This window comes from Ruegeria sp. B11, assembly GCF_056539785.1.
Window position 1 is genome coordinate 40,324 of record NZ_JBQFVO010000003.1, and the last position, 20,327, is coordinate 60,650.

At 58.2% G+C, this 20,327-nt stretch carries 17 protein-coding genes; 14 read left to right on the forward strand and 3 right to left on the reverse strand.

The annotated features are described in order from the left end of the window. Window positions 1-72 precede the first annotated feature (72 nt). From ACR0I1_RS11960 to mdoH, 7 genes are all read left to right on the forward strand, one after another. Window positions 73-537, forward strand: a complete 465-nt coding sequence (locus tag ACR0I1_RS11960; protein ID WP_170401258.1) for a DUF302 domain-containing protein — start codon at window positions 73-75, stop codon at window positions 535-537. Between the two features lie 79 nt (window positions 538-616). Next, entirely contained in the window at window positions 617-2,236 is a 1,620-nt protein-coding gene (locus tag ACR0I1_RS11965; protein ID WP_480706639.1) for a thiamine pyrophosphate-binding protein, read from the forward strand. Continuing rightward, window positions 2,223-3,407: a CoA transferase gene (locus ACR0I1_RS11970; RefSeq protein WP_170648107.1), complete on the forward strand. Its 1,185-nt coding sequence runs from the start codon at window positions 2,223-2,225 to the stop codon at window positions 3,405-3,407. Before ACR0I1_RS11965 ends, ACR0I1_RS11970 begins: the two co-directional genes overlap by 14 nt. Window positions 3,408-3,587: 180 nt before the next feature. Beyond that, complete coding sequence (locus ACR0I1_RS11975) at window positions 3,588-4,958, forward strand: tetratricopeptide repeat protein (RefSeq protein ID WP_170648105.1); 1,371 nt, start codon at window positions 3,588-3,590, stop codon at window positions 4,956-4,958. Between the two features lie 33 nt (window positions 4,959-4,991). Next, window positions 4,992-6,209: an OpgC family protein gene (locus ACR0I1_RS11980; RefSeq protein WP_170594865.1), complete on the forward strand. Its 1,218-nt coding sequence runs from the start codon at window positions 4,992-4,994 to the stop codon at window positions 6,207-6,209. Next, window positions 6,206-7,705 carry a glucan biosynthesis protein G gene (locus ACR0I1_RS11985; protein WP_170401267.1) on the forward strand — a complete coding sequence of 500 codons (1,500 nt, stop codon included), beginning with the start codon at window positions 6,206-6,208 and terminating at the stop codon, window positions 7,703-7,705. The genes ACR0I1_RS11980 and ACR0I1_RS11985 overlap by 4 nt, the downstream gene beginning before the upstream one ends. Next, window positions 7,702-9,573, forward strand: a complete 1,872-nt coding sequence (mdoH, locus tag ACR0I1_RS11990) for a glucans biosynthesis glucosyltransferase MdoH (protein WP_480706642.1) — start codon at window positions 7,702-7,704, stop codon at window positions 9,571-9,573. The genes ACR0I1_RS11985 and mdoH overlap by 4 nt, the downstream gene beginning before the upstream one ends. Here the strand turns inward: mdoH and ACR0I1_RS11995 are convergent, their stop codons facing one another. Beyond that, the gene (locus tag ACR0I1_RS11995) at window positions 9,574-10,389 is read right to left on the reverse strand and encodes a PHB depolymerase family esterase (protein ID WP_170563643.1); all 816 of its coding nucleotides are present in this window, start codon (window positions 10,387-10,389) and stop codon (window positions 9,574-9,576) included. Beyond that, complete coding sequence (locus tag ACR0I1_RS12000) at window positions 10,386-10,859, reverse strand: rhodanese-like domain-containing protein (RefSeq protein ID WP_170401273.1); 474 nt, start codon at window positions 10,857-10,859, stop codon at window positions 10,386-10,388. Before ACR0I1_RS12000 ends, ACR0I1_RS11995 begins: the two co-directional genes overlap by 4 nt. 220 nt (window positions 10,860-11,079) lie before the next feature. Between ACR0I1_RS12000 and ACR0I1_RS12005 the strand changes: the two genes are divergently transcribed. Genes ACR0I1_RS12005 through selD form a run of 7 tightly spaced genes read left to right on the forward strand, consistent with a single transcriptional unit; the run spans window position 11,080 to window position 19,166 of the window. Beyond that, window positions 11,080-13,950: a monovalent cation/H+ antiporter subunit A gene (locus tag ACR0I1_RS12005; RefSeq protein WP_480706644.1), complete on the forward strand. Its 2,871-nt coding sequence runs from the start codon at window positions 11,080-11,082 to the stop codon at window positions 13,948-13,950. Beyond that, window positions 13,950-14,309, forward strand: coding sequence for a Na+/H+ antiporter subunit C (locus ACR0I1_RS12010; RefSeq protein WP_170391885.1), 360 nt, complete (start codon window positions 13,950-13,952; stop codon window positions 14,307-14,309). Before ACR0I1_RS12005 ends, ACR0I1_RS12010 begins: the two co-directional genes overlap by 1 nt. After that, window positions 14,306-15,844, forward strand: a complete 1,539-nt coding sequence (locus ACR0I1_RS12015; protein WP_480706646.1) for a monovalent cation/H+ antiporter subunit D — start codon at window positions 14,306-14,308, stop codon at window positions 15,842-15,844. Before ACR0I1_RS12010 ends, ACR0I1_RS12015 begins: the two co-directional genes overlap by 4 nt. Next, the gene (locus tag ACR0I1_RS12020; protein ID WP_170392908.1) at window positions 15,844-16,341 is read left to right on the forward strand and encodes a Na+/H+ antiporter subunit E; all 498 of its coding nucleotides are present in this window, start codon (window positions 15,844-15,846) and stop codon (window positions 16,339-16,341) included. The genes ACR0I1_RS12015 and ACR0I1_RS12020 overlap by 1 nt, the downstream gene beginning before the upstream one ends. Further along, entirely contained in the window at window positions 16,338-16,607 is a 270-nt protein-coding gene (locus ACR0I1_RS12025) for a K+/H+ antiporter subunit F (protein WP_170563653.1), read from the forward strand. Before ACR0I1_RS12020 ends, ACR0I1_RS12025 begins: the two co-directional genes overlap by 4 nt. Before the next feature lie 7 nt (window positions 16,608-16,614). Further along, complete coding sequence (locus ACR0I1_RS12030) at window positions 16,615-17,001, forward strand: Na+/H+ antiporter subunit G (RefSeq protein ID WP_170401276.1); 387 nt, start codon at window positions 16,615-16,617, stop codon at window positions 16,999-17,001. Window positions 17,002-17,006: 5 nt separating this feature from the next. After that, a complete protein-coding gene (gene selD, locus ACR0I1_RS12035) occupies window positions 17,007-19,166 on the forward strand; it encodes a selenide, water dikinase SelD (protein ID WP_480706648.1) in 2,160 nt (719 codons plus the stop codon). Here selD and mnmH read toward each other — a convergent pair. Beyond that, on the reverse strand, window positions 19,157-20,209 hold the full coding sequence (gene mnmH / locus ACR0I1_RS12040; protein WP_480706650.1) for a tRNA 2-selenouridine(34) synthase MnmH: 1,053 nt from the start codon (window positions 20,207-20,209) through the stop codon (window positions 19,157-19,159). The genes selD and mnmH overlap by 10 nt on opposite strands. Window positions 20,210-20,327 lie beyond the last annotated feature (118 nt).

Below are 20,327 nucleotides of genomic sequence, written 5' to 3' on the forward strand. Positions count from 1 at the left end.
CGCACAGGATTGTGAGCCCCGTTTCAGCGCTTTTCTGTCATCAATTCCCCAGTCAACAGGAAGGGAAAGAACATGAGGGCGCTTTGGGCTGCGATCTGCCTGCTGGCGATGCCTGCTTGGGCCGACGGCATCGAACCTCTTACTGGATGGGCGGTTTACTCCAGCGGAAAAAGCTATGAGACCCTCGTAGATGACACAAAGGCCGCGGTAAAGGAAAACGGCCTGATCGTTGTGACACAGGCCGGGCCGACCAAAGCGGCGGCCTCGCGCGGTATCACCATTCCGGGCAACCGGGTGATTGGCGCATTCAACAACGATTACGCAGTTCGGGTTCTTGAAACCTCGACCAACGCGATGATCGAAGCGCCCATCCGTTTCTACGTGACCGAGAACGAGGACGGCACTGCAACCCTTTCTTACAAGACACCCAGCTTCGTCTTTGCCCCTTACGCAGACGAGGGCGGAGACGCTCTGCGCGAGATTGCCATAGAATTGGACGCAAAGTTTCAGGCCGTGGCGGAAAACGCCGTCAAATAGTCACACTGACGTGAACCTGCTTGCGTCCGGACGCGTCCTCCGCAATCTGCTGGCAGATAACTTTGTCGGAGCTTGATTAATGCAGGACCTGTCTCCCCGCGCTGCGGATTTGTTGGCACAACGCCTTTTCGAGGCCGGATGCCGCCATGCGTTCGGAATGCCCGGCGGCGAGGTTCTGACATTGGTGGATGCGCTGGAAAGCGCGGGCATTGCTTTCCACCTTGCAAAACACGAAAACTCTGCAGGTTTCATGGCCGAAGCGGTCCACCATCGCGATGGTGCACCTGCAATCCTCGTGGCCACACTCGGGCCCGGAGCGATGAACGGGATCAATGTGGTCGCCAACGCCCTGCAGGATCGGGTGCCGATGATCGTGCTGACCGGATGCGTCGACGCGGATGAGGCGTTGACCTACACCCATCAAGTGATGGATCACGCGCAAGTCTATCGCTCGATCACCAAAGGCAGCTTTATGCTGACGGCCGACGGGGCCGATATCATCGCCGACAAGGCGGTATCGCTTGCCAACCAAGCGCGCCCCGGCCCGGTACACATCGATGTGCCTATCTCGGTGGCCGATACGCGCGTATCAGGGGTTAAACGTCGTCGACTGGCAAAAGTTGCTCCTGTCGCGCCTGGCGCGGAATGTCTGGAAAAGGCCCGCCGATGGGTGGCCGAGGCTGAGCGACCTTTGGCGATCATCGGTCTTGATGTTCTTTACGACGACTCGCGCTGTGTGGTGCGAGCATTTTTAGAGCATTTCAACATTCCCTTTGTCACCACCTACAAGGCCAAGGGGGTGGTGCCCGAGGATCATCCACTCTGCCTGGGCGGGGCGGGTTTGTCTCCGCTGGCCGATAAGCACCTAGTCCCGCTGGTGGAACAGGCTGATCTAGTACTGTGTTTGGGATATGACCCTATCGAGATGCGCCCCGGCTGGCGCGAGATCTGGGACCCAGAAACCAAGCGCGTGATCGACATATCAGCCGTGGTGAACGATCATTACATGCATCAGGCTGGGCTAAATCTGGTCGCCGACACCGGCGCAACGCTTGAGGCCATTGCCAAGGGCAACCCTGCCGGCAAGACTTGGCCGAATGGTGAGCCTGAACAGGTCAAGGCTGCGCTGGCGAATGCTTTTCCGACAGATGAAGACTGGGGACCGGCGGCGATCATCGCAGAAACTCGTGCCGTTCTGCCACCTGAGACCCTCGCCACGGCCGACAGCGGCGCGCATCGCATTCTGCTCAGTCAGATGTGGGAGTGTTCGGAGGCACGAGGGTTGATCCAGTCCTCGGCGCTCTGCACCATGGGGTGTGCCGTTCCGATGGCGATCGGTCTGAAATTGGCCGAACCGGATCGCCCCGTGATCAGCTTTTCAGGCGATGCCGGGTTTCTGATGGTTGCAGGAGAGCTGTCGACTGCCGCCGAATTGGGTGGCAACACAATCTTTCTGGTCTTTGTCGATGCCAGCCTTGCGCTGATCGAGCTGAAACAACGCCAGCGTCAGATGGGCAATCGCGGAGTGGATTTTGACCGCCATGACTTTGCCGCTTTAGGCCGCGCACTCGGCGGTTATGGTCGCACAGTTCGTAGCCGCGATGATTTGCGGGCTGCATTGGATCAGGCGTTGAAAGCAGACAAGTTCACTGTCATTGCTGCGGAAATTGACCGTGGAGGATATGATGGCCGCATCTGAAGGACCGCTGAAAGGCGTCAAGGTACTGGACCTGTCTCGCATTCTGGCAGGACCCACTTGTACGCAGTTGTTGGGCGATCTTGGCGCTACCGTCATCAAAATCGAAAACCCGGCGACCGGTGGTGATGATACGCGACAATGGGGCCCTCCTTACGCCGAGGATGCGGATGGTAACCGCTCGGACCTGAGCGCATATTTCATGTCCTCCAACCGCAACAAGAAATCGGTCGCATTGGATATCGCAACACCCGAAGGACAGGCAGAAGTCCGACGCCTAGCCTCGCACGCTGATATACTGATCGAGAATTTCAAGCCCGGTGGACTGGCGAAATACGGGCTCGACTACGCAACCTTGTCCAATGAGTTTCCCGACCTCGTCTATTGTTCAATCTCAGGCTACGGGCAGACAGGCCCAAACTCATCGAAGCCCGGATATGATCTAATGGCGCAAGGATATGGCGGGATCATGTCTCTGACCGGAGACGCCGAAGGCGCGCCGATGAAAGTAGGCGTCGGAATTGCTGACGTGATGTGTGGTATGTATGCCTGCGTTGGTATTCTGGCTGCGCTGCGTCATCGCGACATGACTGGCGAGGGTCAGCAGATCGATCTGGCGCTGGTGGATGCACAGATCGCTTGGCTGATAAATGAGGGCGTGAATTATCTGACCTCGGGCGAAGTGCCTCAGCGGCGCGGCAACGGGCATCCCAATATTGTGCCTTACGAGGTCTATCAGACGGCGGATGGGCACGTGATTCTGGCCGTTGGAAATGACAGTCAGTTCAAAAGATTTTGCGGCTTCATCGAAAAGCCAGAGCTAGCCGAAGATCCCCGATTTGCCACCAACCCGGCCCGTCTTGAAAATAGGGATGCGTTGAATGCGATCCTGCGCCCGGCAGTTCAGGCGCTGGATACAGGCAGCGTTATCGCGGGGCTTGAAGACCTGAAAGTCCCTGTTGGCCCGGTGCGGACGCTCGATCAGGTTTTTGCCTCGGATCAGGTCGCTGCCCGCCAGATGCAGATCTCGATGCAAGCTGAGCCTGGCGAGGTGCAACTGATCGGGAATCCCCTGAACCTGTCACGCACGCCTGTAACATATCGCAGCGCACCACCGGTCTGTGGGGCTGACACACAGGCTGTTCTGAACGCGGAAAACCCCTTCGAAGATTGAAACACTCTGCCCGTTTAGGCGGCAAGTTGCTGAAACATGCCCTTGAATCGGCGGTTTTTTTCGCGTTTCTCACACACGGGATTTCACCAATTCGAGAGCAGGGTCGATACTGTTACGACCCGGCTGCACACTCTGTTACATCGAACAGTGTAGAACGTCGCAATCAGATTGGACCCGAGTATGAAACAAGACGTCTTTGGACAGATGAACACCCTGAACCAGCCCGCAAGCGTCGAGGCATGGGATGGTGTTCTCCTTGGGTTCATGGCGCATGCCGCTATAACACCGCAACATCTGGGCAAGGTTCTGGAGCTTGAGCCGGACTTTACGCTGGGCCATGCGGTCAAGGGGCTGTTCATGGTTCTGCTGGGCCGGCGTGAGATGATCGCGGTCGCTGCCGAAGCGCTGAGTGCCGCGAATGCAGCGATGGAGCGTCAGCCCGTTTCAGCCCGGGAAAGGCTATATGTCGAGGCGCTGGGTTTGTATATGGCCGACCTTCCATCACAGGCCGTTCAGAAATTTGAAGAGATTCTGCGGGCGCACCCAACGGATACTCTGGCCATGAAGCTCAGCCATGCGACGCGCTTCGTTCTGGGCGATGCGGCGGGGATGCGTCGGTCGATCGAACGGGTGATGCCTGCGTATGAACCCGACCACGCCGGACGTGGATACTTGCTGGGATGCCACTCGTTCGCGCTGGAGGAAACCGGCGCCTACGAGAAAGCCGAGATCGCCGGTCGTCAGGCCTTGTGGATGGTTTCGGACGACGCCTGGGGATTGCACGCTGTAGCGCACGTGCACGAGATGACGGGCAACGCGCAGCTGGGACTGGACTGGCTCGCGGGACGCGAGGACGCTTGGGCGCATTGCAACAATTTCCGCTATCATGTCTGGTGGCACAAGGCGCTGATGCATCTGGATTTGGGGCAAGTCGATCAAGTGATGGCGCTTTACGATCATCACATCCGCCAGGACAAAACCGACGACTATCGCGATATCTCGAATGCAACCTCGCTGCTGTCCCGGCTAGAGCTTGAGGGCGTTGATGTTGGCAACCGTTGGGAAGAACTGGCCGATCTCAGCGCAGCCCGAACCGAAGACGGATGCTTGATCTTCGCCGATCTTCACTACTTGCTGGCATTGACCGGGGACAATCGTTCGGAGGCTACAGCAAATATGCTGCAGCGTATTCAAAATGACGCCCAGCGCAATCAGGGTGACACGCCGATCCGCATGTCCGACCCGGGCATTGCCGCCGCCAAGGGGCTTGAGGCCTTTGGAGAGGGCCTTTACGGCCAAGCCTTTGATTTTCTTTCAAATGCCCGGGGTGGGATGCAACTGGCGGGTGGCAGCCACGCCCAACGTGATGTATTCGAGCGCATCACCATTGATTCCGGCCTGCGCGCTGGCCGTCTGGATGCTGTCGAGCGCATCCTGGACGACCGCCGCGCCAAACGTGCCGGGGGAGAGGACAATTACGCCCTCGCCCGCCGAGAATTGATCGAGGCCGCACGCGACAGCGGCGACGCACAAAGCGTCCCCGCCGAATAACAACAATAAAAGACCAAGAAGGACAGAAACCGTATGGCGACCGCATCGCCCGCTTCTGATTTTGCTCCGGTGGCGTCTCAGGTCGCCGCCCCCGCCGCTACGCGCGATCCGCGGTTGGATTTCTATCGCGGCATCGCGATGTTCATCATCCTGATTGCCCATATTCCGAACGATCCGTGGGCCAAATGGATACCTGCCCGCTTTGGCTTTTCGGACGCAACCGAGATCTTCGTATTCTGTTCAGGCATGGCTTCGGCAATTGCTTTTGGGGGGGCGTTCATGCGCAAAGGCTGGTGGATGGGCACCGCACGCGTGAGCTTTCGCATCTGGCAGGTCTACTGGGCGCATATCTGCCTGTTCTTCTTTGTCGCGATGACAATGGCGGCCCTGAACCAGAGTGGGCTGTTCGAGAAAAACTATATCTCCTCTCTCAATCTACAGCATTTCTTCAACGATCCGGCGTCACAGATCGTCGGACTGTTCACCCTGACCTATGTGCCGAACTACTTCGATATTCTACCGATGTATCTGGTAGTACTGGCGATGATGCCCCTGTTTATGGGGCTATATCGTATCGGATTCTGGGCGGTCGCCATGGCCTCGGTCACGATCTGGCTCGTTGCACAATTCGACTACCTTGACCTGCCGGCCGAGCCCTGGTCAGAGCGCCAGTGGTTCTTCAACCCATTCGGGTGGCAATTGCTGTTCTTCACCGGCTTTGCGTTCATGCGAGGTTGGATTCCAGCGCCGCCGGTGTCGAAAACTCTGATCTGGGCGGCAGCATTGTTTTTGATCTTCTCGATGCCGTTCGGCTCGTGGAAGGTATTCACTTGGATCAATGCAGCAGCCCCTGATCTGGCTGATGAGATTCGCAAGGTCTGGCCAGTGACCAAAGAATTTCGCGACAAGACCGACTTTGGTCTATTCCGATATCTGCATTTTCTGTCGCTTGCCTATCTGGGTTGGGTTATCGCCGGTGAGCATGGCCGTCGCCTGATAGCGACCGGTCATGGGGCAGCCGCAAAAGTCTGGCAGTTCCTGCTGACCATCATCACCAAAGTGGGTCAGCAATCGCTCGCGGTGTTCGTATTTTCTATGGCAGCAGCACGACTTATCGGCGTCGGACTGGACCTGAGTGGGCGGGATGTTGCCAGTGTGTTCATCGCCAACATGATTGGCTTTGCCATGATCATCGGCGTGGCTTATCTGGCCGCCTGGTTCAAGTCACAACCTTGGAAATCAAAGAAATGAACTTTACACGTCGCGCTTTTCTCGCCTCATCAACCGCTCTGGCCTTCGCCCCAGCGGCATATGCCACAGGTGGAGAGACCCCGTTCAGCCGAGACGACGTCATCGCAATGGCCCGCGACCTGGCCAGCCGTGATTATGCCGAGCGTGAGATGGTTCCGCAGGAGTGGCAGGACCTGACGTATCAGCAATACCGTTCAATCCGGTTCCGGCTGGATCGCGCGCTGTGGTACGAGACCGAGACGCCCTTCAACGTCGATTTTTTCACGCCGGGCCTGTATTTTCCACGCACAGTGAAAGTGTCGACCGTCGAGGACGGTATGACCAAGCCGGTCGCCTTTGATCTGGCCATGTTCGATAAGTCTGAAGACGTACCAGAGCTGCCCATTGACGACACGCTGGGCTTTTCAGGTCTACGCCTGCGTACTGAGATGCACCGCCCTGGCGAGACAGACGAGTTCTGCGTTTGGCAAGGGGCCAGCTATTTCCGCGCCATCGGTTTGCACGAAGTCTATGGCCTTTCGGCCAGAGGGCTCGCCTTGAAGACCGGCGATCCAGATGGCGAGGAGTTTCCCGAATTCATTCGTTTCTGGTTGGAGCGTCCAGAACCGGATCAACGTAACATGGTCGTTCATGCGCTCATGGACAGCCCCAGCGTTACAGGGGCCTACCGCTTCCACGTTACCGCCGGTTCAGATTGCGTGATGGATATTGAAGCCACCCTGTTCCCACGTACCGAACTGCCCCATGTCGGCATCGCGCCCGGCACATCTATGTTCCTGTTCGATCAGACCAATCACAGCCGTTTCGATGATTTTCGCCCCGCAGTGCACGACAGTGACGGGTTGATGATCCGCAACGGCGCAGGAGAGGTTCTGTGGCGCCCGCTTGCGAACCCGACTCGCCTGCAGATCTCGTCTTTTGTCGACACAAACCCCCGCGGCTTTGGTCTGATGCAACGCAAGCGCAAGTTCTCGGACTATGCGGATCTTGAAGCCAATTATCACAAACGCCCAAGCTTGTGGGTCGAACCCAGCGAAGACTGGGGTAAAGGCACCGTCACGCTTGTCGAAATCCCAGCGGATCAGGAGATTTATGACAACATCGTCGCCTATTGGCGCCCGATGGAACCCTACGCCGCAGGCAGCCAGATTGATCTGTCCTATCGCCTGATCTGGGGCGAGGAACCGCAGCACACCCCTATGGCCCGCGTGATCAACACCGCGATGGGCGACAACACGTTCGGCGAGGGCCGTTTGGCTGTGATTGATTTCGAAGCCAGTGAGCTGCTTGACGATCCCGAGGCCATCACGGTGTTTGTCGACTCGCCCCATGCCGAAACTTCAGAAGGCGTTCTGCAGCGTAACCCAGACACGGGCGGGTTGCGGCTGGCGTTCTCATTCGAACCAGGCGAACGCAACCACGTGGAACTGCGCGCGCAGTTGCTGAAAGACAAACAACCAGCCTCTGAAGTCTGGCTTTACCGTTGGACCATATGAACCGCGATCTTCATATCATGCCGCCCGAGGCCCCTCTGGCGATGCCAGCGCAGAACTTTGCGCAGGGATTCCGCGATGCGCAGGTACCTGCCGGGGGTCGAATTCCCTCCGTCGGGTTCTGGCGCGCGCTGGTCTTCTCACCTGCCATGGCGGCGACTTTGGGTCTGCTCTGGGTCATGTCCGACTGGTTCAGCGCCGAAGGGATTAATCTGGTCGAAGGTATCCTGCTGACGCTAATCTCGTTCAATTTCTTCTGGATTTCTTTCACGGTCTGCACCGTGCTGCTGGGCATGGTCTCGCTGTCCCGGCAAGAGCAGCCAAAGCGTGAAGGACGCTCGCAACCGTTGCGCGTGGCGCTTTTGACGCCTGTCTATAACGAGGTGCCGTGGAACGTGCTCGGCAACGCCCGCACGATGTTGGAAGACCTGCAGAAACGCGGTGGTCAGCACCACTATGCCATGTTCATTTTATCCGACACGCGCGACCCCGAGATCGCCGCGCAGGAACAGGCCAGCGTAGAGGCGTTGCGGACCACGCTGGCACCGGGGCTTGAACTCTATTACCGCCGCCGCCCCCAGAATACGGATCGCAAGGTCGGTAATATTGCCGATTGGGTCAGCCGCTGGGGCGCGGACTGGGATGCGATGTTGGTGCTGGATGCCGACAGCCTGATGACGGGTCGCGCGATCTCGCGCCTGACCGATGCGTTGGCCCGCGATCCCGGCGCAGGCCTGATCCAAAGCTATCCGCAGCTGATTGGCGCGCAATCGGTCTTTGCCCGGATGCAGCAGTTTGCCAACGGCGTCTATGGTATCGCCTTTGCCGAAGGCCTCGCGCGCTGGTGCGGGCAAGAAGGCAATTATTGGGGCCACAACGCCATCATTCGCACCTGTGCATTTGCTTCTAGCGCAGGTCTGCCCAAGTTGCGGTCGCTAAACGGACAAGACAAGCTGATCATGAGCCACGATTTCGTCGAGGCCGGATTGCTGCGCCGCGCAGGATGGGCCGTGCGCTTTCTGCCGCGCATACGCGGATCATATGAGGAAACGCCCCCCACCCTCATTGACCACGCAATGCGCGATCGCCGCTGGTGTCAGGGCAACCTGCAGCACCTGAAACTGCTGGGTTCGACCGGCTTCCGCGCAGTCTCGCGGTTCCATATGTTCCACGGAGCGGTCGGATATCTGATGTCGCCGCTATGGTTCGCACTTTTGGTGATGTGGGCCTTGATCGGTCAGGGCAAGGACGCCTCGGTTCTGCATTACTTCAGCCCGGACAATCCGCTGTTCCCGCAATGGCCAGAAATGTCCGAAACACGCCATGTGCTGATCATTCTGGTGATGTATGCGATGCTATTGGCACCCAAGGTTTTGGGCGTCGCTGCTCTGCCCCTCAGCGGTGTGCGCTATTCCGATTTCGGCGGAACGCGGAAATTCTTCACTTCATTTCTGTCCGAAGTCATCCTGTCGATCCTCTATGCCCCTATACTTATGGTGCAGCAGATGATTGCAGTGTTCCGCACCGCGTTGGGCATTCAAAAGGGCTGGTCCCCGCAAGCGCGCGATGGTGGCAGCTACGGGCTGCGCACGCTGATCCTGTGCCACAGCCTTGAGACTATCATCGGCGTCGCGCTTAGCGTTGGCATCCTCGCCGGTCTGGTCTCGGTCTGGCTGGCCCCGATTGCGATCAGCCTAGCACTGGCGATCCCATTGTCTGCGCTCAGCGGCGTATCGGCAGGTACCGCGCGCCGTATGGTTGGTATGCGCGAAGATGTCAGCGAGCCTGCAATTACACGCTCGGCCCGGCGCTATCGCGATGAGTTGAAGCGATTGATCGAAGGCAAGGGCGTGATCACACCGGCGGAATGATCACCCGCCGGGCAAGCCTTCGTACCAGTCTACCATCATATCAGCCCAGCCGTTTGGCACCGCATGGCCGCCCGGGAACAGAGCAAATTCCAAGGCGCTACCTTCGGCACATCCCATCCAGTTGCGACGCATAAACTGGCCCGTGGTAGAAAACCCGCTGGGCTTGGTATCGGCACACTCATTGGCGACCCGCCAGATTTCCAATCCGGCAAAGATATCGCCCTGGTGGAAACGGCCTCCGCCCAAAAGGCGGCCCTCCAGCGGCACCACATTGTCCGTCCAACCATGGGTGTGGAACATGCGTACCAGACCATCACAGCTTTCGGGATGTGGCCGCCAGAACCCGCCTGAAACCGGGACATAAGCAGAAAATGAATCCGGCGCAGCGCAGGCGAGGTAATAAACCATGAACGCGCCAGCCGAGAAGCCGCCCAGCACCACGCGATCCGGGTCGATATCAAACCGGTCGGCAGCGTCCTGCACTACTTCACGAAGAAACGCGGGTTCATCCCGACCTTCCCAACCGGGAAAGAAGTTCCAGCTTTTTCGGCCGTTTCTCTCGGACCCTTCCGGTGCCATCACCGCGTAGCCGCGCGCCAGCAGTGGCTCGACCATGGATCGGTTCTTGAGCGTACCGGTGGCGCTGCCGCCATAGCCGTGCAGGAACACAACCAGCGGAGGGTTCTCCGCTTTCGGCAGTTCGATGTGATATCCGCCTGATGCGGTTTCGCACATCCCCTCGGTATCGCCACAAGCCGCAAGGCCGGGTTGCCCGGCAAAAACAAAGCACGCGGCCAACCAGTGTCTGACACTCATCCCGTTTCCTCTTCATAATCGTTGACAGGCAACCCAGCCCGCACCCAACCGGGCCCAGCCGCCGAACCCAGCATGCCCTCGGGCACGTCGATGATATTGGTAAATCCAGCCTCGGTCAGTCGATTGCTTAATCGGGCCGAGCGCACCCCGCGTGCACAGATCAGTGCGACAGGTGCAGATCGGTCCCCACCGAGCAGATGGTCCAAGGCCTGCACGAAATCCTCACGGCGCATGTCGAGCGGATGGGCTGCTTCGGCGACCCCGGTCGCCCGCCATTCGCGTGGGGTTCGGATATCGATAAGATGGATCGCGCCGTCGAGAGCCTGTTGATGGGCTGTGGCCGCCGCAATCTGACCACCAGCATAGGCCTGCGGGATCAGCCGGTATTCGCGGATTGCGAAACCCGCTGCAATGGCGGCCCCTCCGCCCAATAGGACCCATCTGCGGGTTCGGCGTTTCCCTTCTGCCATGCGGCACTCTCCTGCATTGTCAGATCGGTATTATCATATGGCAATTCGCGACGCTTTCAGGAAATCCAACCCTAAGATCAAGTTCGCGTCATAGTTACACAGGTAGATCACGTCCAATATGTGCGCTTTAGGACCTTTCGGAACCTTGCAATTTCCGGACAGTCAATAAATTATCCCTAGTAATTCAGTCATATTGACCGCACAGACCGGAGTATCGCACTTGTCCCTATTCCTTATCGCGGCCCTTCCCTTCCTCGGAGCTGTCTTTCCGGCCCTCCTGATCCGGGCAGGACGAAACGCAGCAGCATCAGCGGCTGGGTTGACCACCTTCCTCGCGTTGATGGGATTGCTGATCCACATTCCCAGCGTCATGCGCGGTGATGTTGTGACCGCGCGGTTCGACTGGATACCCGGGCTTGGACTAAACGCGAACTTCATGCTGGACGGCCTGGGTTTTTTGTTCGCCCTGCTGATCCTGGGCATCGGTCTTCTGATCATCCTCTACGCACGATTCTACTTGTCGCGCGAGGATCCGATGGGGCAGTTCTATACCTATCTGCTGCTGTTTCAGGGCGCGATGGTGGGAATTGTTCTGTCCGACAATATCCTGCTTCTGCTAATATTCTGGGAACTTACGTCGCTCAGTTCATTCTTGCTGATTGGTTACTGGAAGCACTTGCCCGAGGGTCGTCAAGGCGCGCGTATGGCTTTGGCCGTGACCGGTTCGGGCGGGCTGGCGATGATCGCAGGGATGCTTATCCTCGGCAATATCGTGGGATCTTATGACCTGAGTGTCATTCTGCAGAACAAAGAGCTGATCCAGTCCTCGCCGTACTACCTTCCTGCGCTGATCCTGATCTTGCTTGGCTGTTTCACCAAATCGGCGCAATTCCCGTTCCATTTCTGGCTGCCGCACGCGATGGCGGCTCCGACGCCAGTGTCGGCCTATCTGCACTCGGCCACAATGGTGAAGGCAGGCCTGTTCCTGATGGCCCGGATGTGGCCGGTTCTGGCGGGTACGGATGCGTGGTTCTACATCGTCGCCACTACCGGTTTGATCACCATGCTGCTGGGTGCCGTGATTGCGCTGTTCAAGGATGATCTAAAGGCGCTGTTGGCGTTTTCGACGGTGTCCCATCTGGGTCTCGTGACGATGCTACTGGGCTTTGGCACGACGATCGCCGCTGTTGCAGCCGTCTTCCACATCATCAACCACGCGACGTTCAAGGCGGCCTTGTTCATGACCGCCGGGATCGTGGACCACGAGACCGGCACACGCGATGTCAAACGGCTGGGTGGTTTGCGGCATCTGATGCCGATCACGTTTACTATCGGCACCATCGCTGCCCTGTCGATGGCCGGTCTGCCACCGCTGAATGGTTTCCTCTCGAAAGAGATGATGCTGGAAGAGACAGTCCACACGACTTGGCTTAACTCGCCTTACTTGGTACCCGGCTTGGCGCTTATGGCTGCGCTATTTTCAGCGGCCTACTCCTTTCGCTTTGTCAGCCATGTCTTCCTTGGGCCCGAGCGGGACGATTACCCCGCGCATCCGCATGACCCGCCTGTCGGTCTTTGGTTGGCGCCGGCGTTCCTTGTGGTGCTGGTCGTCCTAATCGGCCTCTATTCTGCTGCCATCGTTGGCCCGCTTGTCGCGGTTGTCTCCAGCGCCGTGATCGGGGGCGAGAAGCTGCCTTATTACTCGCTGAAACTGTGGCACGGCTTTACACCTGCGCTTTACATGTCGGTGGTCGCGACGCTGGGAGGCCTGTTCCTGCTGTCGTTGCACAAACGCGGCGACCAGATATGGAACGCCCTGCCCCGGCCCGAGGCAAAGGCGATCTTCGAGGCAATCATCGACGCGCTGACCCGTCTCAGCCGCTGGATTACGGACGAGCTGCATAATGGTGTGCTCAGCCGATATGCGATCATCTTCGTGGCTTTTGTCGTTGGGCTTGGCTACTACGCCTACACCACCGGCACCATTGGCGTTGAAACACGCGTACCGCTTGAGGCTCAGGTCATCCCGATCATCGGCTGGATCTGTCTGGTGTGTGCGACGCTGGCGATCATGTGGTTCCACCGCAACCGTCTGCTGTCACTGGTGTTGATCGGGGTGGTTGGCCTGATCGTTTCGATGGCATTCAACTACCTTTCTGCCCCCGATCTGGCGCTGACACAGATTTCGGTCGAAGTGGTGACGATGATCCTGCTGTTGTTGTCGCTGAACTTTCTGCCTACCGACACACCCTGGGACAGCAGCGCGGCACGGCGTTGGCGTGATGCGGCAATTTCGGTGGTTGCCGGGATCGGCTCAGGCGCTTTGATCTATGCGCTGATGATGCGGGATTTTGCTTTCCCAACGATCTCGGAATTCCATCTGGCCAATTCGTACAAAGGTGGCGGTGGCACCAACGTCGTGAACGTGATCCTCGTCGACTTCCGGGGTTTTGATACCTTTGGCGAGATCATCGTGCTGGGCATCGCAGCCCTGATCATCTACGCCCTGACCGAAGCAGTGCTGAGCACAAATGTGCGCAGTTACCTGCTGAACCGCAAACCACATTGGCCGCAGTCGGGTGACTCTCACCCATTAATGATGGTGGTCGTCACCCGCGTGATGATGCCCATAGCATTGATGGTCGGGGCCTATATCTTCTTCCGAGGCCACAACCAGCCCGGCGGCGGCTTCATCGCAGGCCTCATCGTCGCGATCGCCTTCCTGATGCAGTACATGGCCAGCGGCTATACCTGGGCGATTGAACGGCAGCGGTTCTACTATCACGGCACCATCGGTTGGGGCGTTCTGATCGCCGCTGCCACTGGTCTGGGTGCATGGTTCAATGAACGCCCGTTCCTGACCAGCGATTTCGGATATATCCACTGGCCCCCGCTGGAAGAATTCGAATGGGCCACCGCGATTCTATTCGATACCGGCGTCTTCCTTGCGGTACTGGGCGCTGTGATGCTGGCGCTCGACAGCCTGTCGCGCTTCGCGTGGCAGCCGGGAATGGCACAAGAATTTCCGATGGATATCAACCCGCTGCGGGATAGCCCTCAGGATGAAGATAACGAGAAGGAGCAGGCCTGATGGAAGCGCTCGTAGCCTCTGCAGTCGGCGTCATGACCGCAGCCGGGATATTCCTGATCCTGCGTCGTCGTACATTCCCAGTCATTCTGGGCCTGTCCCTGATCACCTATGCGGTGAACGTGTTCCTATTCGCCACCGGGCGGCTGGCGCTGAACGCACCTGCCGTTCTGAACAAATATGAAGATGTCCCCTATACCGACCCGCTACCGCAGGCGCTGGTGTTGACGGCCATCGTGATCTCATTCGGGATGACGGCGGTGATCGTGATGATCTCGCTGTCTGCCTATCTGTCCTCGAAGGATGACCATATCGATATGAGCGCAAGCGATAGCGTGGACGCGCCGGGAGAAGACGCATGAACCATTGGATCGTCGCGCCGATCGTCCTGCCCGCGATCCTGGCCCCGTTTATCATTATGGTGTTGCGATATCATTTGGACCTTCAACGCATCTTCTCGGTCGCCGGCGTCGTGGGATTGCTGGGTATCGCCTTGACCATTACCGCCCAGGCATCGGGTGGCGAGGTTCAGGTCTATGAGCTCGGCAACTGGCCCGCACCGTTCGGCATCGTGATGGTGTTGGACAAACTTTCGGCCATGATGGTGTTGTTGACGGCCCTGCTGGCCCTGCCGGTTGTCCTTTATGCCATCGGCTCTGGCTGGGATGAGAGAGGCAAACACTTCCATGCTCTACTCCATTTTCAGCTAATGGGTGTCTGCGGTGCTTTTCTGACCGGCGATGCCTTCAACCTCTTTGTGTTTTTCGAGGTCCTGCTGATTGCCTCTTACGGCCTCATGACGCATGCAGGTGGCGCAGTGCGGTTGAAGGCCGGTGTTCAGTACGTCGCCTATAACCTGCTCGGCTCGACCTTGTTCCTGTTTGCCTTGGGCACGATCTATGCTGTGACCGGCACGCTCAACATGGCTGATCTGGCCGTTCGCGTGGCCGATATCCCACCCGAAGACACCGCCTTGCTGCGGGTTGGAGCAGTCTTGCTATTACTGGTTTTCTGTATCAAGGCTGCAGTCTTGCCACTGCATTTCTGGCTTCCTGCAAGCTACGCAAATGCGCCGCTGCCCGTTGCAGCGCTGTTCGCGATCATGACCAAAGTCGGTGCTTATTCGATCCTGCGGGTCTATACGCTGGTCTTTGGGCCCGATGTAGCCGCAACCGAAGGGCTAGTCGGTAGTTGGCTACAACCTGCAGCGCTGCTGACATTGGCCGTTGGCGCTATTGGCATTCTGGGCTCGCAACATATCGCGCGAATGGTGGCCTTTTGCGCCATCGCGTCGATGGGCACATTGCTGATTGCGATCTCGTTGTTTAGCGAGGCCGCGACGGCGGCAGCACTCTACTATATCTTCCATTCGACGCTGGCGACGGCCCTGCTGTTCCTTGTCGCGGACATGGTAATGGAGCGCCGTGGCGGAGCCATAGCCCCTTCGACGCCGATGCCGCAATCCGGTCTGATCTCAGCCCTGTTCTTTGTCGGCGCCATCGCGATGGCTGGCATGCCGCCACTATCGGGTTTTGTGGGCAAGCTGCTGGTACTGGACGCCTCACGTGGCGCGCCCGATGCAAATGCGGTCTGGGCCGTGATCTTGATCGGGTCGTTCGTCACAATCGTGGGTCTGGCCCGCGCGGGAACGCTGATCTTCTGGAAAAGTCACGACGCCCTACATAATGTGACGCCTGAGCCAACCGACGAAGACAGCCTACCAACCGCGCCCGAGCCCTATCCGGGCCTCGCCTTTACTTCGGTGTTCGGGGCGGTTCTGGGACTTGTGCTGCTGACACTGTTTGCAGGTCCGGCGCTGCAATATGCCAGCAACACGGCCGTGCAACTGTTCGCGCCGGAAGATTACATTTCGGCCGTGCTGGGAGGGGAAGAATGATGAAGCTTCTGCACCGTATATTTCCGCATCCCCATCTGACCGCACTACTTACACTGGTGTGGGTGTTTCTGGCAAACACCGGGTCTTTGAACTCGGTGGTCTTTGGCCTGCTACTGGGCATCATCATTCCGTTTATCACTCAGCCCTATTGGCCGGATCGCCCGAAACTGCGCAATTGGCCGATGGTGGCGGAATACATGTTGGTTGTCTTATGGGATATCGTGATGGCCAATATCGCGGTGGCCCGGATCATCCTGTTCAAGCGCGATGCAGACCGCCAGCCAAGCTTTGTCAGCGTCCCGCTGGAACTGCGCACGCCCGAGGCCATCACAGTTCTGGCCGGAACCATCACCATGACCCCTGGCACCGTCAGTTGCGATTTGTCCGCACAAGGGCACTACCTGCTGGTTCATTGTCTGGATGCACCGAACCCCGAAGAGGTGCGCGACCAGATCAAACAACGCTATGAGCGCCGCCTGAAGGAGATTTTCGAATGATCACCTATGCGATCTACTTTGCTTTTGCCTGCTTCGGCGCTGCGATCATGATGTGCTTGTGGCGTATCATTACAGCCGACGGTGTCAGTACCCGTGTTCTGGCCCTAGATACAATGGTGATCAACACCATCGCTCTGCTTATCCTTTACGGCTTGAGTATCGAGACCGAAATCTTCTTTGAATCCGCCATGATCATCGCCATGCTCGGCTTTGTCTCAACCGTGGCTTATGCGCGCTTTATGCTGCGTGGCAATATCATCGAATGAGCGTGGCATGACCTTTATCTTCGAACTGCTCATCGCATTCTTCCTGATCGTATCGGGCATTTTCGGCTTTGTCGGATCATTCGGCATGATCAAGCTGAAAGACCCCATGTCCCGCCTACACGCACCCACCAAGGCAACTACGCTGGGCGTGGGCGGCGTCCTGCTAGCCTCGATCGCGCATTCGGTTTTGCTTGAGGGCAAACTGTCGATGCACGAGTTGTTGATCACGCTCTTTCTGTTCCTGACGGCTCCGATCACGGCCCTTTTCATTGCCAAATGGCACATTCATCGCCATGAAAAGCCCAGCGATCTGCCAGACGCAGGCGAGGATGAGCTTTGGGCCACCCACGCGGTCGAACAGGTCGAGGACGTCCCGGACCACAGTACGAACTGAGACCCATGCACACACCTCTGCTGCCCCTAACCCGCGATCTGGTTCTGATAGGCGGAGGACACACGCACGCGCTGCTACTGCGGAAATGGGGCATGAAACCGCTGTCCGGCGCGCGGGTTACGGTGATAAACCCCGGTCCTACCGCACCCTATTCGGGCATGTTGCCAGGATTTGTCGCGGGTCACTATCAGCGGTGGGAGCTTGATATTGATTTGGTGCGTCTGGCCCGCTTTGCCGGTGCGCGGGTGATACTGGGCGCAGTTGAAGGTATCGACCCGGACACACGCCAAATCCATGTGCCCGGACGCCCGCCGGTGGCGTTTGATGTGGCCTCGGTCAATGTCGGGATCACCTCGGATATGCCAGCATTGCCGGGATTCGCCGAGCATGCCGTTCCGGCCAAGCCGCTCGGCCTCTTCGCCGCGCAGTGGCAAAGCTATCTTTCAGGGACGGGCCGCGCCTCGGTCGCCGTGATCGGTGGTGGCGTTGCGGGAGTAGAGCTAGTCATGGCGATGGCCCATGCACTGCGTTCCAAAGGACGTGAAGCGCAGGTTACGTTGATCGACAGTGCAACAGCCCTGACAGCGACTGTCCCGAAGGCATCCGCTACCATCCGGCAGGCGATGGCGCACCTGGGGATCGAAGTTCTTGAAAACGCATCAATCCAGAAGATTTCTGCGGGCGAAATCGAGCTAACGGACGGTCGCCAGATACCGGCCGATTTCATCACCGGTGCTGCAGGCGCGCGGCCCTATGAGTGGATATCCAATACCGGCCTCGCGCTGCATGACGGTTTCATCAAAGTGAACGCGTCCCTGCAATCCAGCGATCCGGCGATTTTCGCCGCGGGAGATTGCGCCCATCTGTCCGAGAACCCGCGCCCCAAGGCAGGGGTCTACGCAGTGCGCGAGGCACCAATATTGTATGACAATTTGCGCGCCGCGCTAGGGTCTGGGAATATGCGGCGTTACGTGCCGCAGAAGGATTACCTGAAACTCATCTCTCTGGGTGGAAAATCCGCACTGGCCGAGCGATTGGGAACATCATTCAGCGGGCCGCTCATGTGGCAATGGAAAAACCATATCGATCAGAAGTTCATGTACCGGTTCCGTGAACTGCCCCAAATGCCCACCACCGCATTGCCCCGTCATCACGCAGCAGGGCTGCAAGAGGCGTTGGGAGAAAAACCAATGTGCGGCGGGTGTGGTGCAAAGGTGGGTCGAGGCGCTTTGCAGGCCGCATTGCAGGAGTTGCCGCAGCTCGACAGGCCCGACATTACACCCCTGCCCGGTGACGATGCGGCGGTGCTGCTAACCGGTGGCACGCGACAGGTTATGACATCGGATCACTTACGCAGCTTCACCAACGATCCCGCCTTGATGACGCGTATCGCCGCTGTCCACGCGCTTGGTGATATCTGGGCAATGGGCGCTCGTCCGCAGGCTGCGACAGCAACGATCATCCTGCCGCGCATGTCAGCTGAGTTGCAGCAGCGCACAATGGCTGAGATCATGCATATTGCCAGCGACGTCATGCACCAAGCCGGGGCTGAGATCGTCGGCGGCCATAGTTCAATGGGTGACGAAATGACCATCGGGTTCACTCTGACCGGGCTCTGTGATGCTGAACCGATCACGCTGGGTGGCGCAAAACCTAATGACGCTTTGATCCTGACAAAGCCGTTGGGCAGCGGTGTTTTGATGGCGGCCGAAATGGCGGGCAAGGCGGAAGGCGCCTGGGTCGCGGCAGCTTTCGCGCAAATGATACAGCCGCAGGGTGAGGCGTCCCGCATCCTGAAAAATGCCCATGCGATGACGGATGTCACCGGTTTTGGTCTGGCGGGTCACCTGCAAGGGGTATGCGAAGCGTCTGGCTGCGGGGCAACCCTGTCTTTGGACGCGATTCCAGCTCTGGAAGGTGCGGCAGAGCTCAGTGATCAGGGCATTCGATCTACAATCTACACCGACAACCGTGCCATCGCCCCAGGCCTTCCGACCGGCGGCAAGGCGGATTTATTATTCGATCCTCAGACTGCGGGAGGTCTCTTGGCGGCCGTCGATGCCAACAAAGCCGAGCAAGTATGCTCGGAACTACGCGCCGCCGGTTACCCTGCCGCCCTGATTGGTCACATCGACGCTACATCGGGCCTGCGTGTTCAAAGCTGATCCAGAACATTCTTAATCCGAGCCACCGTCGCCGACAGCCCGGTATCATCAAGTGACGGTGCCTCAATCTGCGCGATCACTTCGGCACGCTGCGCCTTACGCGATTTGGCATAGGCCGGGTCGTAATGCTGTTCCATCAATGCCTGTGTCAGTCCACGCTTGTCGCCGGCATTGATCAATTCAAGCCAACCATCCACAACCTCATGACCGCGATGAATGCGCAGTGGAGACAATCGATCACGTAGCCGTTCGCTATCCGACAGAATGTCATCGTAGGCAGACACCAGATACGCGGTGCGCGCAGCAATCGGTGCTGTGATCTGGATGCGAGGTGCAGCACACAAGGCCGACCACAGGCTGGGCGGGAGGATCAGGTTTCCGATCTTGGATGATTCTGCTTCAACAACCACCGGACGCGCTGCATCCAGCTCGCCCAAGGAAGCGGCGAGCGCGGATTCGAAGGCTTTCTGACTGGGTTGCCCACCCGGCATTTCGCCCAACAATGAGCCTCGGTGATTGGCCAACCCTTCAAGGTCCAGCACTTGCGCGCCTTGCGCCTTTAGATGGCCCAACAGGTCTGTCTTGGCCGTCCCGGTATAACCATCCAGCGCGACTAATCGATATGGCAACACTTCATCATAGAGGAACTGCTTTACCAGTCGGCGATAGCTGCGATAGCCGCCTTCAACCACCTCGGCGCGCCAGCCGATTTGTTGCAACATCCAGGTAAATGATCCTGATCGCTGCCCGCCACGCCAGCAATAGACCAGCGGTTTCCAGTCGCCCTCATGATGGCTCAGGTGATCCTCGATATGGCCTGCCGCGTTGCGAAACACCAGCGCAGCACCCAGCTTGCGGGCCAGAAACGGGCTTTGCTGGACGTAGATGGTACCGACCCGTGCCCGTTCTTCATTGTTCAGAACCGGCAGATTGATAGCGCCCGGCATATGGTCTTCGGCGAACTCAGCCGGGCTACGCACGTCGATAATCGTATCAAACGTGTGGTTGTAGAATTGCTGCAGGCTGGAGACTTTCAAAACCATATCAACGGTCTATCCCGCATGGTGCCGGAAGAAAACCCAAGCCGCTGTTGAAGGTACCAGACCATAATACGGAACAGCCATTGCAAACCATCTTCGCTTGGGTAATGAACCATCGATA